This is a genomic window from Mesoflavibacter profundi, from assembly GCF_014764305.1.
Lineage (GTDB): Bacteria > Bacteroidota > Bacteroidia > Flavobacteriales > Flavobacteriaceae > Mesoflavibacter > Mesoflavibacter profundi.
Genome location: NZ_CP061703.1, coordinates 858946 through 875143, shown reverse-complemented (window position 1 = coordinate 875143; position 16198 = coordinate 858946). Strand labels below are relative to the sequence as shown.

Sequence of the window (16198 nt, the reverse complement as noted above, 5' to 3'; positions counted from 1 at the left end):
TATTTTTTCAACAAAAAACATCAGATAACATCATATGTATTTAATCTTTGATACTGAGACAACAGGATTACCAAAGCGTTGGGACGCACCAATTACAGATGTAGATAATTGGCCTAGATGCATCCAAATAGCATGGCAATTACATGACGAGATGGGTAACTGTATTGACCATCAAGATTATTTAGTAAAACCTGATGGATTTGATATTCCTTATGATGCCGAACGTATTCATGGTATTTCTACCGAGTTGGCGCAACAACAAGGTATTTCTTTAGCAGAAGTGTTAGAAAAATTTAATATCGCGTTAAGTAAAACCAAATTTGTTGTTGGTCAAAATGTTGGTTTTGACTTAAACATTATGGGCGCAGAGTTTGTGCGTAATAATGTAGATAATGTATTACAAGAATTACCGGTTTTAGATACTTGTACAGAATCAACAGCACAACTTTGTCAGATTCCTGGTGGACGAGGCGGAAAATTTAAATTACCAACATTAACAGAGTTACATCAATTTTTATTTGACCAACCATTTGCCGAAGCGCATAACGCAACAGCAGACGTAGAGGCAACAACACGTTGTTTTTTAGAGTTAGTTAGACGTAAAGAATATACTAAAGAACAATTAGATGTTCAGCCAGATTATTTTGAGCGTTTCAATAAAGAAAATCCGCAACCTATAAAGCTAATAGGATTAAAGCACTTAAATCTTAAGAGAGAAAGTGATAAAATCCGTGAACAATTAAAAAAGCAGGAATCAGGCGGAATTTCTTCCACAGAAATAAAAGAAAACATAGAAGACCTTAAAGCAGTAGATTTTGCGCATTTGCACAATCATTCGCAGTTTTCGGTACTTCAGTCTACTATAAGTATAACAGATTTAGTCAATCTTGCAGCAAAACGTGATATGCCAGCTGTAGCGCTTACAGATCATGCCAATATGATGGGCGCATTTCATTTTGTAAGAGCAGTAAATGGGCATAACAAATCTGTAAAAGCAAAAAATAAAGAAGCAGAAGAACAGGGTAATCCGCCAGTAGCTAAAGAGATTAAAGCAGTTGTTGGTTGCGAGTTTTTTGTCTGCGAAGACCATTTGGATAAAACCAGAAAAGACAATGGTTACCAAGTTGTATTGTTGGCAAAAAATAAAAACGGATACCATAACTTGGCAAAACTATCGTCTCATGCATTTGTTAATGGGTTTTATTACGTGCCAAGAATTGATAAAAAACTAATCGAACAATATAAAGAAGATGTAATTTGTCTTACAGGAAACCTTTATGGTGAAGTGCCAAGTAAAGTGTTAAATGTTGGTGAAGTTCAAGCTGAAGAAGCGTTGCTTTGGTGGAAAGAAACCTTTCAAGACGATTTATACATAGAGGTAATGCGACATGGTCAAGAAGACGAAAATCGTGTTAACCAAACGCTTATCGAGTTTTCTAAAAAACATAATATCAAACTTGTCGCTACCAATAACACTTATTATGGCGATAAAGAAGATGCTAATGCGCACGATATATTATTGTGTGTAAAAGATGGCGAAAAGCAATCTACACCAATAGGTCGTGGTCGCGGTTATCGTTATGGATTACCAAATCAAGAATACTACTTTAAGTCTTCTGAAGAAATGAAGCAACTCTTTAAAGATTTGCCAGAAGCTATTACTAATATTCAAGAAGTAATAGATAAAGTAGAATCGTTTGATTTAGCAAGAGATGTCTTATTACCAGCGTTTGATATTCCTGAACAATTTAAACACGAAGAAGATGAAATTGATGGAGGAAAAAGAGGTGAAAACGCCTATCTAAAACATCTAACTTATGAAGGTGCAAAAAAACGCTATGGCGAAATCACAGAAGATATTAAAGAGCGTTTAGATTTTGAGCTTGAAGTTATTGAAAACACAGGTTATCCAGGATATTTTTTAATTGTAGAAGACTTTATTCGTGAGGCCAGAAATATGGACGTATCCGTAGGTCCAGGTCGTGGTAGTGCAGCAGGATCTGTAGTTGCCTATTGTTTATGGATTACCAATATAGATCCAATAAAGTATAATCTACTTTTTGAGCGTTTTCTTAATCCAGATCGTATTAGTATGCCAGATATTGATATCGATTTTGATGACGAAGGAAGAAGCCGAGTAATGGATTACGTTATCGATAAATATGGTGCAAATCAAGTAGCGCAAATTATAACTTACGGTACTATGGCGGCAAAAAGTAGTATTCGTGATACAGCTCGTGTATTAGATTTACCACTTTTTGATGCCGATAGAATTGCAAAGCTTATTCCAAATATGTCTAAACTAAATAAGATTTTTGGTTTAGATGAAAAACAACTGGGACAAAAATTTAGAGCCGAAGATTTAGAAAAAATCACACAACTTTTAAATATTTCTGAAGGATCAGATCTTGAAGCCGAAACAGTAAATACAGCAAGAGCGTTAGAAGGCTCTGTAAGAAATACAGGTATACATGCATGTGGTGTGATTATTACACCAGACGATATTACCAAGTTTGTACCAGTTTCTACCGCAAAAGATTCAGATTTATACGTCACTCAATTTGATAACTCGGTTGTAGAAAGTGCAGGACTTTTAAAAATGGACTTTTTAGGGTTAAAAACATTAACCTTAATAAAAGATACTGTAAAAATTGTAAAGGCAAAACATGATATTCAGTTAGATCCAGAAAGTTTTCCTTTAGATGATGAAAAAACTTTCGCATTATTCCAAAGAGGAGAAACCGTTGGCGTATTCCAATACGAATCTCCTGGAATGCAAAAACACTTAAAAGACCTTAAACCAACGGTTTTTGACGATTTAATTGCGATGAATGCATTATATCGTCCAGGGCCAATGGAATATATACCAAGCTTCGTAAGAAGAAAACACGGTGACGAAGATATCGAGTATGACTTACCAGCAATGGAAGAATACTTAAAAGAAACTTACGGAATTACAGTCTATCAAGAGCAAGTAATGCTACTGTCACAAAAGTTAGCCGATTTTACAAAAGGTGAAGCCGATGTCCTTCGTAAAGCAATGGGTAAAAAGCAAATTGCGGTACTGGATAAGATGAAACCTAAGTTTATCGAGCAAGCAAGTGCTAATGGTCATGATGCTAAAAAACTTGAAAAAATCTGGAAAGACTGGGAAGCATTTGCAAGTTATGCCTTCAATAAATCTCACTCTACATGTTATGCTTGGATCGCTTATCAAACGGCATATTTGAAAGCACATTATCCAGCAGAATATATGGCTGCAGTGCTGTCTAATAACATGAACGATATTAAACAAGTTACTTTCTTTATGGAAGAATGTAAACGAATGAAATTACAGGTTTTAGGACCAGATGTAAACGAATCGTTTTATAAATTCTCTGTAAATAAAGATAATGCGGTACGTTTTGGTATGGGAGCAATTAAAGGTGTTGGTCATGGTGCTGTTAAAACAATTGTAGAAAATAGAAAAGAAGATGGACCATATTTATCAATATTTGATTTAGCAAAACGAATAGATTTACGTGCTGCAAATAAAAAAGCGTTCGAAAACCTAGCGTTAGCTGGTGGATTTGACGAATTAGGTAATACACATAGAGCACAATATTTTTATAAAGATGGCGGTGATTTAACCTTTTTAGAAAAAGCTATAAAATATGGTGCAAAGCATCAAGAAAACGAAAATTCTGCACAAGTAAGTCTTTTTGGTGGTGAAAGTGAAGTTCAAATTGAAGAGCCAACAATTCCCGAATGTGAAACTTGGGGAACAATGGAAAAGCTAGCTAAAGAGCGAGAAGTAGTTGGTGTATATATATCAGGTCATCCATTAGATGATTTTAAAATAGAAATGAAAACCTTTTGTAATGCAGATTTATCGGTATTTCACGATCTTGAAAAATACGTTAATAGAGAATTAAGTTTTGGTGGTGTAGTTACAGATGTGCAACACCGCGTTAGTAAACAAGGAAAAGGTTGGGCATTATTTACAGTAGAGGATTATAACGAAACCTATGAGTTTAGAATTTTTGGGGAAGAGTATCTAAAATTTAGACATTTTTTACTTCAAAATAATTTCGTTTACGTGAAAGCATTTATTAGAGAAGGTTGGGTTAATAGAGATACAGGTAAGAAAAGTGATCCAAGACTTCAGTTTAATAGTTTTCAATTGTTACAGGATGTATTAGATAATTATGCTAAAAAATTATCTATTCAATTAAATATTAAAGAGTTATCTGAGGAAAAAATTAATAAGTTGCAACAGTTAATTCAACTGCATCCAGGTAATCAAGCGTTAAATTTTGTTGTTTACGATAATAGAGATCAAGTTAAATTAACTATGCCAAGTCGTAAGCAAAAAGTGAAAGTAAGTCAAGAATTGCTTGACGAATTAGAAAATGAGCAAGTTTATTTTAAACTAAATTAATATTTAAAATAATCTAAAACAATACAGTGATAAGTAAAACAAATTGTACAACTGTAAGGTTTGGCAAAATTTTTGACTAATTTTGTATATAAATTAGATAAAAAATTCAATTAAATTATAAGATTATGGCATTAGAAATTACAGATGCAAATTTTGAAGAGCAAGTATTAAATAGTGATAAACCTGTAATGGTAGACTTTTGGGCAGCTTGGTGTGGACCATGTCGTATGGTTGGTCCAATAATAGATGAATTAAGCACAGAATATGAAGGTAAAGCTGTTGTTGGTAAATTAGATGTAGATGCTAATCAAGAATTTGCTGCAAAATATGGAGTACGTAATATACCTACAGTATTAGTTTTTCAAAACGGAGAAGTAGTTGGACGTCAAGTCGGAGTTGCGCCTAAAAATGCATATGCTGAAGCTTTAGATTCTCTTCTATAGAATTTTAATAAATATTATACTCAAAGGTTTGTCGTAAAGGCAAACCTTTTTTATTTTAGAAAAAAATACCCAATGGAAATAAAAAAAGAGCTTAATAAAACTGGAGGATTTAAAAACCTTGAGCATTTAGCAAAACAAGTTGTAGAAGGTTTTATCTCAGGTATGCATAAAAGTCCGTTTCATGGGTTTTCAGCCGAATTTGCTGAACATAAAATATATAATTTAGGTGATAGTACTAAGCATATAGATTGGAAACTATTTGCGAAAACAGATAAGTTATATACAAAAAAATATGACGACGAAACCAATTTACGTTGTCATATAATAATTGATAATAGTAGCTCAATGCATTATCCATTAATCGAAAATTTATCCATTAAAAGATTAAACAAAATAGCATTTTCTGCTTTGGCAAGTGCATCTTTAATGCAAATTTTAAAAAAGCAAAGAGATGCAGTAGGTTTAAGTGTTTATAGTGATGTTTTAGAGTTTTATTCACCAGAAAAAGGTAGTGAAAGACATCACCAAATGTTGTTGAACACACTAGATGAATTGGTTAACAAAAAGCCTGTTAATTCAAACACTAATACGTATAAATTTTTACATCAAATAGCTGAGAAAATACACAGAAGATCTTTAATATTTGTATTTACAGATATGTTACAATCTGATATTGAAGAAGAAAATCTTTTTGAAGCATTAAGTCATTTAAAATATAATAAGCACGAAGTTGTATTATTTCATGTATTAGATTTGAAAAAAGAGCTGAATTTTAATTTTGAAAATTCGCCCAAAAAATATTTAGATTTAGAAACTAATGACTTTGTTAATTTATATGCAGATCAGGCAAAACAAAATTACATTTCTGGATTCTCGAAATACATTAATAAACTGAAAAATAAGTGTTTAAATTATAAAGTTAATTATGTTGAAGCAGATATTAATGGGGATTTTAATACAATTTTATCAACCTATTTACTAGAAAGACAAAAATTAATTTAAAAAAAAGTTTAAAAAAGTTTGTCATATTAAAAAAGCATTTTATATTTGCACTCGCAATAAAGCAACGGTCTGGTAGTTCAGCTGGTTAGAATATCTGCCTGTCACGCAGGGGGTCGCGGGTTCGAATCCCGTCCAGACCGCAAAAATTGCTTAAAGCTCCATTTCATTGGAGCTTTTTTTGGCAATAAAATTTAGTTGTGTTGTTTGATAGAGATCAATTCTCTATCAGTGGTTTAAGTAGTTAAACCGATGGAAAGCTTTCCTTTTTTCTTTTTAGAAAATAGGGATGCTTTTTTGTTTATACACGCTTTATCTTCATTTTTTGTATTTCATCGATTTATTTACTAATTTTAAGAGACTAATTTTACATTCGCATTTGCTTTTAAGTGTCCCTAAATCAGTAAACTACACTTAAATAATTATCCATTATACTAAATACAATATCCCTCATTGTATGTAATATTAGTACCTATTTCTATTAAGATATAGGTAAACAGTTATGCGTCAATTTAACTAATAACAAGTATAATAACATAAATCAATATTCACTAAAATTATGAAATCCCTTAAAATGACAGTAATCGTGTTAGTAGCAATCGTTTTATTAACCGGAGTAAGCACTTTAACTAGCGACACTACACCTACGAATAAAGAGGTTAAAAAAGTACAGGTAGATGTTACAGCAATGAAAGATAAAAAAGGAGTAACGCCACCAACAAACGGTTAAACAATTAATTAATTCAATAAAAAATAAAGAACATGAAATCCCTTAAAATCACAACAATCGCATTAATAGCAATCGTATTATTAACCGGAGTAAGCACTTTAACAAGCGACACTACACCTACCAATAAGGAGGTTAAAAAAGTACAGGTAGATGTTACAGCAATGAAAGATAAAAAAGGAGTAACGCCACCAACAAACGGTTAAACAATTAATTAATTCAATAAAAAATAAAGAACATGAAATCCCTTAAAATCACAACAATCTCATTAATAGCAATCGTATTATTAACCGGAGTAAGCACTTTAACAAGCGACACTACACCTACCAATAAGGAGGTTAAAAAAGTACAGGTAGATGTTACAGCAATGAAAGATAAAAAAGGAGTAACGCCACCAACAAACGGTTAAAAATTAATTAATTCAATAAAAAAAATGAAGAACATGAAATCCCTTAAAATCACAATAATCGCATTAATAGCAATCGTATTATTAACCGGAGTAAGTGCTTTAACTAGCGAGACTACACCTACCAATAAAGAGGTTAAAAAAGTACAGGTAGATGTTACAGCAATGAAAGACAAAAAAGGAGTAACACCACCAACAAACGGTTAAACAATTAATTAATTCAATAAAAAATACAGAACATGAAATCCCTTAAAATCACAATAATAGCATTAATAGCAATCGTATTATTAACCGGAGTAAGTGCTTTAACAAGCGACACTTCGCTTACAAATAAAGAGGTTAAAAAAGTACAGGTAAATGTTACAGCAATGAAGGACAAAAAAGGAGTAACACCACCAACAAACGGATAGAATTTTTTAAATAGATATATAAAACCCTTTTTAAACTTAAAAGGGTTTTTTTATTTACTATTTTTTTTATTTTTAGAATAAATTATCAATCCATTAAAATTTGAGATATTTTATCTTAATTTCATTTTTCCTCCTTAGTATAACTCTTGTTGCTCAGAATGATCAAGAATTAATAGACTCTGTTGTTAAGTTAAGGAAAGCTTCAAAAAATTCGCAAATAGAACTTAAAGACAGATTCAACTATGCAAGAAAAGCTATTGCTTTATCAAAAGAAATAGGTGTAGATTCAACTATTTTAGAAAGTAATAGATCTTTATCGTATTTATTTTTAGTAGAAGAAAATTACGATTCTTTATATCGAGTAAATTCAGAAAATTTAAAGTTAGCTTCAAAATTACAGGATTCAATAAAAATGGCTTATGCAAGTCATAATCTTGCGTTTCATTATTATAATAATAATAAAAACGATAGCTCATACTATTACTTTTATAACGCAAGAAAAATTTACAGTAATTTAAAAGATCGTGTAAATGAGGTTAGTACCATTTTAAGTATGGCTAACATACAGGAGTCTGAACGAGATTTTATTGGAGCAGAAAATAATGCAATTAATGGAATTAAAATTTTAGAAGCCTTACCAAGTTCTGATAATAAAAATTACAGTCTTTGGGCGTTAAATAATTTAGTAGGTATTGTAAATAGTCAAATACAACAATTTGATCGATCTATAGAATATCATGATAAAGCCTTAAGTTATGCAAACAAAATAAAAGATCCAGATTATCAAAATTTACAGGATTATTCTACAATGAATATTGCTTTAGCTTATCGCAGAAAAAAGGAATACAGTAAGGCAATTTCTATTTTACAAAGTATAAAAAACATAGGTCAACTAAAACTATCTGATCCATCTAGTTATGCTTCAATAATATCTAATATAGCTTATTCCAAGTTTTTGTTAGGCGAAACAACTACGCAAATAGAAAACACCTTAAAAGAGGCTTATCAAACTGCAGCAGACGAAAACGATGATATGGAGCAATCAAGTATCTGCGCATTTTTATCAGAATTTTATTTATCAAAGGAACAATCAGATTCAGCTAAAAAATTTGCAGATCTAGCTTATAAATTTGCAATTAAAGCAGACGAAAATCAAGATATTCTAAATGCACTCATTCTAAAGAGTAAAACTGAAACAGGAGCTTCTTCTAAAGATTATCTATATAAACACATAAAATTTAATGACAGCTTAGTTTTAAATGAAAGAGTTGCGCGAAATAAATTTGCTAGAATAGAGTTTGAAACAGATGCTATACTACAAGAGAAAGAACAAATCACTAAACAGAGACAGTGGTTAATCTTTATATCTATTGGATTATTAGCAACACTATTTTTCTTATATGTCATAAAATCTCAAAGAGAAAAAAATAAAGAACTTCAATTAGAAAAACAGCAACAACAAGCTAACGAAGAGATTTATGGGCTTATGCTATCGCAACAAGATAAAATAGACGAAGCTAGAACAATAGAAAAAAATCGAATCTCTCAAGAAATTCATGATGGTATTTTAGGTAGGCTTTTTGGTGCTAGACTAAGTTTAGACAGTTTAAATAATTTAAACACAGAAGAAGCTACATTAAAAAGAAGTAATTATATACACGAATTAAAAAACATTGAAGAAGATATAAGAAAAGTATCGCACGAGTTAAATACAGATTTTGTTAAATCAGGTTATTTAGATATGATTAAATCTTTAGTTGATGCGCAAATGATGGCTTACGGTATAGCATATACCTTTAATGCAGACTCCAATATAAACTGGGATAATTTAGATAATAAAATTAAAATTCATCTCTATCGTATCTTGCAAGAAACAATGCAAAATACCTATAAGCATGCAAAAGCCAGTAAAGTTGATATCACTTTTAGTTTAGAAAAAAATACATTAAATTTAAGCATAGTTGATAATGGAGTAGGATTTGATGCTAATAAGTCCAAAAAAGGAATTGGATTAAAAAACATTAGTGATAGACTTAAAGAAATTAAAGGAAAACTAGATATACAAACACAACTACAACAAGGAACAACAATACACATTTACGTCCCAAATGTCTAAACAAATGAAAAATCAAGAACTTAAAATATTAATGGTAGATGATCATCCAATGATCATAGAAGGATATATGCATACATTAATGGCTACAAAAAAAGAATCGCAAACTTTAGAAATAGATATAGCTTCAGATTGTGATTCGGCTTTAAAAGCTATAAATAGATCCAAAAACATAGGACAACCATATGATATCTATTTTTTTGATATAAGTATACCAGAATCTGAAGATGGATTATATAAAAACGGAGAAGATCTAGCAAAACGTGTTAAGCTTACAGATCCAGATGCAAAAGTTGTTATACTAACAATGTATGAAGAAGTTTATAGAATACACGATATTATTAGAACTATAAACCCAGAAGGCTTTTTAATAAAAAGCGATTTAACTTCTAGCGAATTAGCTAGTGCGTTTCAAGCCATTCAAAATAATCCACCATTTTATAGCGGTACAGTAAACAAAGTTTTAAGAAAAAGTCTTCAAAATCCTATTTCTTTGGATTTAATTAATCATAAAATGCTACATCTATTATCTTTAGGAATAAAGACAAAAGACTTAGTAAAACATTTAGATTTAACTTTAAGTGCGATAGAAAAAAGAAAGAAAAACCTTAAAGAACTATTTTTTGTCGAAGATGGAAAAGACGAAACTCTAATTAATATAGCGAAAGAAAAAGGCTACATATAATATTAATTACAATTTTTTTTAATTTTTTTCATCTAAAAAAAACGCCTCAAAACTCAAGCTATAGCTAAGACTTACGGTTTTTACCGTAATTATTATACGGTTAAAACCGTAAGTGTCTTAATTACAATTAATTATATTTGTATAACTATTAATTTTAGTATTTTTCCCTTTCAAACCTTAGTTTGATTAATAGCATTTACATTTACACACAGTATAAAGCAACATCGCCCGATGTTGCTTTATTATTTTAAAATAATAAGTGTTTGTTTTCCCAAAAAATGGACACAAAATATCCAAGATAAATTACAGCGACAGTAAACTTTAAAAAAGTTCCTGTAATAAAACCTAGAAAAGAGCCAAATGCAGCTTTTAAAGCTGTATTTGTGTCTGCTTTATTAGATAATTCACCTAAAAATGCACCTATAAAAGGACCTATAATAATTCCGCCAGGAATAGGAGTAAATAATCCAAAAAATAAACCAATAGTAGTTCCTATCATTCCAGCTTTAGAGCCACCAAATTTTTTAGTTCCAATTGCAGGAATAATATAATCCATTGCAAAAATTAATATAGCAATTAGTAAAGTAATACCTATAAATAAGGAATTATTTGGTACATATTCTGTTAGATGTAATAAAAGCAATCCAATCCCACTTAAAGGCGGACCAGGTAAAATAGGTAGCACACTACCAACTAAGCCTAAAAGTATAAAAGCAAAGCCTATAATGGTTAAAAATATATCCATAAGTTTTTGTTTATAAGACGACTATAATCTTTTAATGTTACATTTTTTAACTAAAAAATTAGTTCAAACTAAATATTTAGTTATATTTGTTTTATTCAACTAAAAGATTAGTTATAAAAATGAAAGCACTAACAAAAGCAGAAGAAGATATCATGCAAATACTTTGGCAACTACAAAAAGCCAACGTAAAAGATATAATTAAAGTACTTCCAGAACCAAAACCAGCATACAATACAGTGTCTACAATTGTTAGGATTTTAGAATCCAAAGGATTTGTAGATTATGAAAAAAAGGGGAAAGGTCATGTGTATTTTCCAATACTTAAAAAGCAAGATTATAGCAACCAAAGTTTAAATAAGTTAATGGAAAATTATTTTCAAGGTTCATTTAAAAGTATGGTTTCTTTTTTTGTGAAAAAAAATGATATAGATATAAAAGAACTAGAAACTATTTTAAATGAAATTGATAAAAGCAAATAGTTATGGTTACTTTCATTATTCAAATAGTAGCATTTCAATTTATATTTTTATTGGTTTATGAAGTGCTTCTAAAAAAAGAAACGTTTTTTAATTATAACCGTTGGTATTTATTATCAACTTCGGTGTTGTCGTTACTCTTGCCTTTAATTAAAATTGAAAGTTTTACCAAAACCATACCTAGTAAATATGTTGTTGTTTTACCAGAAGTTGTTTTAGGTACCGTTAAAAAAACACCACAAATAACTACAGAAGTAACAAGTGTTGCTAATCAATCATCAGTATTAACGCTAAACAATCTTATTATTTTAGGAAGTGGTATCGCATTTGCTTTTTTTGTTTTTAAGCTTTCAAAACTTTTAAAATTATGGTCTAATGCAAAACAAGTAAAATATAACGGCTACCAAATTTTATCCTTACCAAATACAACAGTTGCTTTTTCATTTTTTAACTATGTATTTATTGGTAATCAGTTAACAAACCAGCAAAAAGAAAGCGTTTTAGCGCATGAGCTAATTCACGTAAAACAAAAACACAGTATAGATTTATTATGGTTTGAAGTACTAAAAATTGCACTTTGGTTTAATCCATTAGTTTACATCTATAAAGGATATTTAACCCAAGTGCACGAGTATATTGCTGATCAAAATGCTATAAAAACCGTCAATAAAAAAGACTATTATCAACGTTTATTACAGCAAATTTTTGATGTAAACTCGTTGCCTTTCATCAATCCATTTTTTAAACAATCATTAATCAAAAAACGAATTATTATGTTACAAAAATCAAAATCAAAACCAGTTTATTTATTTAAGTACTTGCTACTTATACCAATGATTACAGCAATGTTGGTGTATTCTTCATGTTCTCAAGACGAAACCAATAAAGTAAATACAGAACAAACCACATTAACGGAAGAAGAGTTAGTGCAGAAGTATTTGAAAGAATTTGAAAATAAGTATGAACATCCTTTGGATGCAATTGTAAAAGAGGAAGTCTTGAAAAGTGAAAATTACTTAAATACTTTAGATAGTTATGCAAAAACAAAAGCTTCATTTATTTTGATGAATAATTATTTTGAAGAAAAAAATGGTAAAAAACCAACATATGCTGATAACTTTGAAAATGAAACCTACCAAGATTATTTAAATAGAAAACAAACACAAAAAGCTAAAGACCAATGGACAAACTCACCCAAAAGAGGTGCTTTAAGATTATTGGTAGAAGATTTAGACAATTTAACTAATGAAGAAGAGGCTTTTAAACAATCAAAATTAACACAGATTACTAACGAAGAATGGTATCATACTTTGGTAATATCAGATGGTTACAGACATATAAAAATTGAAGTTAGAGAACCAAATGAAGAAGATGTCGATATAGACAAAATAGACGTTCCATTCTCTGTTATAGAACAAGTTCCATTAATAGAAGGTTGCGAATCAGTGTATAATCTTAAAGAACAAAAAGAATGTTTTTCAAACAAAATTAACGAACATGTTATGAAAAACTTCAACATAGCACTAGCTAATAATTTAGGTTTAGAAAAAGGTGTAAAACGCATTTTTGTAAGTTTCAAAATCGATGTAAATGGAGCTGTAGTAGATGTTAATGCTAGAGCGCCACATCCTGAGTTAGAGACAGAAGCTATTAGGGTAATTAAATTATTGCCAAAAATGGTACCTGGAATACATAATGGAAGAGTAGTAAATGTACCTTATAGTTTGCCAATTACATTTAGTATAAAATAACAATTTTTAAATAAATGTTTTAAACCGAAGTTTAGACTTCGGTTTTTTTGTTGTGGTATATTATGAAGTCTAAATCTTTCATTTTCAACAATAAATCTTATTTTTGATTTAAGTAAAAATTAATTAGATGAAAAAATTACTATTTCTATTTATTTACATCGCTACAACTATACAAATATCTGCACAACAAGATTTAGATTGTAAATCAATATGCACTATAAATAAAACGGTATATGAAGACGCATATTTAGGTGTTGTGTTTGGTACACCATGTGACAGAGATATTGATAAAGGTGTAATAATTATAAAAGTAGTAGATCATACACCTGCAAAATCTAATGGCTTGCAACCTTATGATATTGTTCTTAAAATTAACGATCTAGAAGTTAATAGACGTGGCGATGCTATAAAAGCAATTGCTGCTTACCAACCATTTGATATGGTTAGATTTACAATTTACAGAGAAGGACGTACATTTATTAAAACCATAACTTTAGGAGCTAAAAACACAAAAATAGTTCAAGAAAAAGTATGTTGTGACAACACAATTACATCGTTATCTAGCGATAATATTAATGTTCATCCTGTACCTGTTGCTAAAGATTTGTATATAGATTTTAAAGAAGTAATACAAGATACGTATCAATTTTCAATTTATATGAATAATGGCGTATTGGTAAAATCTTATAAAAAACAGCTTAGCGATAGACAACTACAAGAAGTCATTAATGTAGAAAAGTTTGATGATGGCGTATATATTTTAAAAATTACACATAACAATCAATCGTATTCAAAGTTATTTGTTGTTAAAAGAAATTAGTGACTACTATAGATTTTTTTAAAAAAATTGTATTTTTCGGCTATACTAGTTTATTATGAAACAGATAGCTGTTTTACTAATGGCGTTTTTAATGGTGTCTTGTAAATATTTTGAAGCAAAAAAAACATCTAAAGACGCGATATTAAAAAAAGAATTAAAAACCTTTAATTGGAATGAGGTAGATACCTATCCAAGCTTTCCTATTTGTGATTCTTTACAAACATTATCCAACAAAAAACAGTGTTTTGAAACTACTTTAGCAAACCACATAAGTACACAATTAGCTAAGCAAACCTTTGTAGTAACTCAAGATATTAACGATACTATTGTTTTAGAACTATTAATTACAGAAAAAGGACAACTTCAAATAAAGCAATTTACAGCAGATTCTTTAACGCTTGCAGAATTACCTAACATAAAACAAGTTATAGAAACTAGTTTAGATAGTTTACCTCCAATTTATGCAGCAATAAAAAGGGGTCAACAAGTTAAATCACAATTTAAATTACCTATTATTCTTCAGGTTAATTAACACAGTCTTGTGAGTTTAAGACATTTAAAGTTTTAAGAATTACCAATTATAATTATCACTTCGGAAATTTTAAAGCAAACTTTTTCATCAGTCTTAAAATTTCAACATACAACCAAATAAGTGTTGCTAATAATCCCCAAGTCGCAAGCCATTCTTTGTATTTTGGAGCGCGATGTTTTTGTCTTTCAATAAAATCAAAATCAAGTAATAAAGATAAAGAAGCAAAAACAGCAGCAAAAATGTTAAAACCAATAGCAAACCATGATGTGCCCCAAATAAAGCTTTTAATACCAAAAAAACTTAGTATCCAAGAGATTAAATAAGTAACAAAAATGCTGGCACAAACTGTAATAATAATACTTCTTAATTTTTTGGTTACTACTATTATTCGTGTTTGATATAGTAATAACATGACAAAAAAAGTAACTATCGTAACACCAACAGCTTGATAAGGTATTTCAGGGAATTTAGCTTGCGCGTATGCAGTGATTCCGCCAAGAAAAAAACCTTTTGCAACAGCATATAAAGGCACTAAAATATGTGCCCAATGTTGTCTTACAGATAAAACTATACTAATAATTAGTGCTGCAATTCCGCCACCAGGAGCAAACCATTTTATGTTTGTTCCTTGCGTATGTAATTTCCAAATACCAACAACAATTGCGGTAATTACAATTAAACAATATACAGTTTTTAGCATTATGCCTGTTACTGTCATTTTTTTAGGGTTGGATTGGTTGTCTTCCCAAAAATAACGGTCAAAAACAGGATTAGAAGTTTTATCTAAAAAAGCCATTATAAGTTAAATTTGTAACCAAGAGCAAAATCTGTAGAAAAGTGATCACCGTTTTCTATAAAGGCAGCAAATAAAGAGTCGTAAATAAATGTAATATATCCGTTGCCAACTTTAAAGTCTGCACCAAGACCAAAAATTAAAGGCGCATCAAATTCTGTGTTAGACACTTCATTAGTTACAAAAGTTCCTGGGTTTTCTGGGTTTTCTATCACAAATGATGCATCTACCTTTGTTAAGGTTGCAAACTTGGTTTGAGCGTAAATATTAAAGCCATTTGTATTAACAAATCTAAATCTATAACCTAAAGCTAATTGTGCAGCTTTATAATCAAAATTATCGGTTTTAGAAGTGTATCTAAAATTAACAAAACCTGCATGTTTTGGTTGTGATTTATCTTGAACCAATTCTAACTCGGTACCAAAAAACACCGCGCTTTCATTTTCTGGATTGGAAGTAAAAGGATTGTTGGTTAACCCGCCAAAAACACCAAGTCTTGTTTTAAACTTAACTTTTTGTTCTGTAGATACATAAGTTTCATCTTGACTTACATTGTATTTATTGATAAACTGCTTTAAACTAAATAATGTAAATTTAGTTTTAGAAGCATTCATACCGGTTAAATCCGTTAAAGTTGCTTGGTATTCGTTTTGGTATTTGTTATCTGTACCTTTTGTGTTTTTTAGTTCAGTAATTTTGTTATTTGCGTCTTTAACAAAGTATCTAAATTGCCCATCAAAACTATTCCAAAGTAAATCTAAAGTACCATCAACTTCGGTATTAAGCTCTAAAGTTTCGTTTTTAATTGTATAAGATTGTTGTGCTATACATAAGCTAGCAAAACATAGGCTAAGTAGTAAGATTAAGTGTTTCATCTA

At 30.0% G+C, this 16198-nt stretch carries 17 protein-coding genes and 1 tRNA gene; 15 read left to right on the top strand and 3 right to left on the bottom strand.

Annotation, left to right across the window (positions count from 1 at the left end):
• Positions 1-34 precede the first annotated feature (34 nt).
• The 11 genes from dnaE to IFB02_RS04025 all read left to right on the top strand — a co-directional run bounded on the left by dnaE (position 35) and on the right by IFB02_RS04025 (position 10203).
• Entirely contained in the window at positions 35-4420 is a 4386-nt protein-coding gene (dnaE, locus tag IFB02_RS04075) for a DNA polymerase III subunit alpha (protein WP_106686795.1), read from the top strand.
• Positions 4421-4545: 125 nt separating this feature from the next.
• The gene (trxA, locus tag IFB02_RS04070; protein ID WP_106686796.1) at positions 4546-4863 is read left to right on the top strand and encodes a thioredoxin; all 318 of its coding nucleotides are present in this window, start codon (positions 4546-4548) and stop codon (positions 4861-4863) included.
• Positions 4864-4935: 72 nt separating this feature from the next.
• A complete protein-coding gene (locus IFB02_RS04065; RefSeq protein WP_106686797.1) occupies positions 4936-5865 on the top strand; it encodes a DUF58 domain-containing protein in 930 nt (309 codons plus the stop codon).
• A gap of 66 nt (positions 5866-5931) precedes the next feature.
• Positions 5932-6005, top strand: a tRNA-Asp gene (locus IFB02_RS04060).
• Between the two features lie 416 nt (positions 6006-6421).
• Positions 6422-6592 (top strand): hypothetical protein, encoded by a 171-nt coding sequence (locus IFB02_RS04055; protein ID WP_158256253.1) that lies wholly within the window; start codon positions 6422-6424, stop codon positions 6590-6592.
• Positions 6593-6624: 32 nt separating this feature from the next.
• Positions 6625-6795: a hypothetical protein gene (locus IFB02_RS04050; RefSeq protein WP_158256254.1), complete on the top strand. Its 171-nt coding sequence runs from the start codon at positions 6625-6627 to the stop codon at positions 6793-6795.
• A gap of 32 nt (positions 6796-6827) precedes the next feature.
• On the top strand, positions 6828-6998 hold the full coding sequence (locus IFB02_RS04045; protein ID WP_165569184.1) for a hypothetical protein: 171 nt from the start codon (positions 6828-6830) through the stop codon (positions 6996-6998).
• Positions 6999-7031: 33 nt separating this feature from the next.
• On the top strand, positions 7032-7202 hold the full coding sequence (locus tag IFB02_RS04040) for a hypothetical protein (protein WP_158256255.1): 171 nt from the start codon (positions 7032-7034) through the stop codon (positions 7200-7202).
• 32 nt (positions 7203-7234) lie between these two features.
• Positions 7235-7405: a hypothetical protein gene (locus tag IFB02_RS04035; RefSeq protein ID WP_158256256.1), complete on the top strand. Its 171-nt coding sequence runs from the start codon at positions 7235-7237 to the stop codon at positions 7403-7405.
• 100 nt (positions 7406-7505) lie between these two features.
• Positions 7506-9521 (top strand): tetratricopeptide repeat-containing sensor histidine kinase, encoded by a 2016-nt coding sequence (locus IFB02_RS04030; protein ID WP_106686798.1) that lies wholly within the window; start codon positions 7506-7508, stop codon positions 9519-9521.
• 4 nt (positions 9522-9525) lie between these two features.
• Positions 9526-10203, top strand: a complete 678-nt coding sequence (locus tag IFB02_RS04025) for a response regulator (protein WP_106687037.1) — start codon at positions 9526-9528, stop codon at positions 10201-10203.
• Between the two features lie 247 nt (positions 10204-10450).
• On the opposite strand, the gene IFB02_RS04020 is transcribed toward IFB02_RS04025, so the two are convergent.
• Entirely contained in the window at positions 10451-10948 is a 498-nt protein-coding gene (locus IFB02_RS04020; RefSeq protein WP_106686799.1) for a DUF456 domain-containing protein, read from the bottom strand.
• Positions 10949-11067: 119 nt separating this feature from the next.
• Between IFB02_RS04020 and IFB02_RS04015 the strand changes: the two genes are divergently transcribed.
• The 4 genes from IFB02_RS04015 (at position 11068) to IFB02_RS04000 (ending at position 14527) form a co-directional block, all read left to right on the top strand.
• The gene (locus IFB02_RS04015; RefSeq protein ID WP_106686800.1) at positions 11068-11427 is read left to right on the top strand and encodes a BlaI/MecI/CopY family transcriptional regulator; all 360 of its coding nucleotides are present in this window, start codon (positions 11068-11070) and stop codon (positions 11425-11427) included.
• A 2-nt stretch (positions 11428-11429) separates the two neighbouring features.
• Positions 11430-13175: a M56 family metallopeptidase gene (locus IFB02_RS04010; RefSeq protein ID WP_106686801.1), complete on the top strand. Its 1746-nt coding sequence runs from the start codon at positions 11430-11432 to the stop codon at positions 13173-13175.
• Between the two features lie 127 nt (positions 13176-13302).
• The gene (locus tag IFB02_RS04005; RefSeq protein WP_106686802.1) at positions 13303-13995 is read left to right on the top strand and encodes a PDZ domain-containing protein; all 693 of its coding nucleotides are present in this window, start codon (positions 13303-13305) and stop codon (positions 13993-13995) included.
• A gap of 55 nt (positions 13996-14050) precedes the next feature.
• Positions 14051-14527 carry a hypothetical protein gene (locus tag IFB02_RS04000; protein WP_106686803.1) on the top strand — a complete coding sequence of 159 codons (477 nt, stop codon included), beginning with the start codon at positions 14051-14053 and terminating at the stop codon, positions 14525-14527.
• A 55-nt stretch (positions 14528-14582) separates the two neighbouring features.
• Here the strand turns inward: IFB02_RS04000 and IFB02_RS03995 are convergent, their stop codons facing one another.
• Together IFB02_RS03995 and IFB02_RS03990 are read right to left on the bottom strand one after the other, a co-directional pair.
• Positions 14583-15323, bottom strand: a complete 741-nt coding sequence (locus IFB02_RS03995; RefSeq protein ID WP_106686804.1) for a Bax inhibitor-1/YccA family protein — start codon at positions 15321-15323, stop codon at positions 14583-14585.
• Complete coding sequence (locus IFB02_RS03990) at positions 15323-16195, bottom strand: hypothetical protein (RefSeq protein WP_106686805.1); 873 nt, start codon at positions 16193-16195, stop codon at positions 15323-15325. The genes IFB02_RS03995 and IFB02_RS03990 overlap by 1 nt, the downstream gene beginning before the upstream one ends.
• Between the last annotated feature and the right edge of the window lie 3 nt (positions 16196-16198).

Bases quoted from the DNA above. Each gene is read 5' to 3' on its own strand.
- dnaE (WP_106686795.1), top strand. From the start codon at position 35: ATGTATTTAATCTTTGATACTGAGACAACAGGATTACCAAAGCGTTGG.
- trxA (WP_106686796.1), top strand. From the start codon at position 4,546: ATGGCATTAGAAATTACAGATGCAAATTTTGAAGAGCAAGTATTAAAT.
- IFB02_RS04065 (WP_106686797.1), top strand. From the start codon at position 4,936: ATGGAAATAAAAAAAGAGCTTAATAAAACTGGAGGATTTAAAAACCTT.
- IFB02_RS04055 (WP_158256253.1), top strand. From the start codon at position 6,422: ATGAAATCCCTTAAAATGACAGTAATCGTGTTAGTAGCAATCGTTTTA.
- IFB02_RS04050 (WP_158256254.1), top strand. From the start codon at position 6,625: ATGAAATCCCTTAAAATCACAACAATCGCATTAATAGCAATCGTATTA.
- IFB02_RS04045 (WP_165569184.1), top strand. From the start codon at position 6,828: ATGAAATCCCTTAAAATCACAACAATCTCATTAATAGCAATCGTATTA.
- IFB02_RS04040 (WP_158256255.1), top strand. From the start codon at position 7,032: ATGAAATCCCTTAAAATCACAATAATCGCATTAATAGCAATCGTATTA.
- IFB02_RS04035 (WP_158256256.1), top strand. From the start codon at position 7,235: ATGAAATCCCTTAAAATCACAATAATAGCATTAATAGCAATCGTATTA.
- IFB02_RS04025 (WP_106687037.1), top strand. From the start codon at position 9,526: ATGAAAAATCAAGAACTTAAAATATTAATGGTAGATGATCATCCAATG.
- IFB02_RS04020 (WP_106686799.1), bottom strand. From the start codon at position 10,948: ATGGATATATTTTTAACCATTATAGGCTTTGCTTTTATACTTTTAGGC.
- IFB02_RS04015 (WP_106686800.1), top strand. From the start codon at position 11,068: ATGAAAGCACTAACAAAAGCAGAAGAAGATATCATGCAAATACTTTGG.
- IFB02_RS04010 (WP_106686801.1), top strand. From the start codon at position 11,430: ATGGTTACTTTCATTATTCAAATAGTAGCATTTCAATTTATATTTTTA.
- IFB02_RS04005 (WP_106686802.1), top strand. From the start codon at position 13,303: ATGAAAAAATTACTATTTCTATTTATTTACATCGCTACAACTATACAA.
- IFB02_RS04000 (WP_106686803.1), top strand. From the start codon at position 14,051: ATGAAACAGATAGCTGTTTTACTAATGGCGTTTTTAATGGTGTCTTGT.
- IFB02_RS03995 (WP_106686804.1), bottom strand. From the start codon at position 15,323: ATGGCTTTTTTAGATAAAACTTCTAATCCTGTTTTTGACCGTTATTTT.
- IFB02_RS03990 (WP_106686805.1), bottom strand. From the start codon at position 16,195: ATGAAACACTTAATCTTACTACTTAGCCTATGTTTTGCTAGCTTATGT.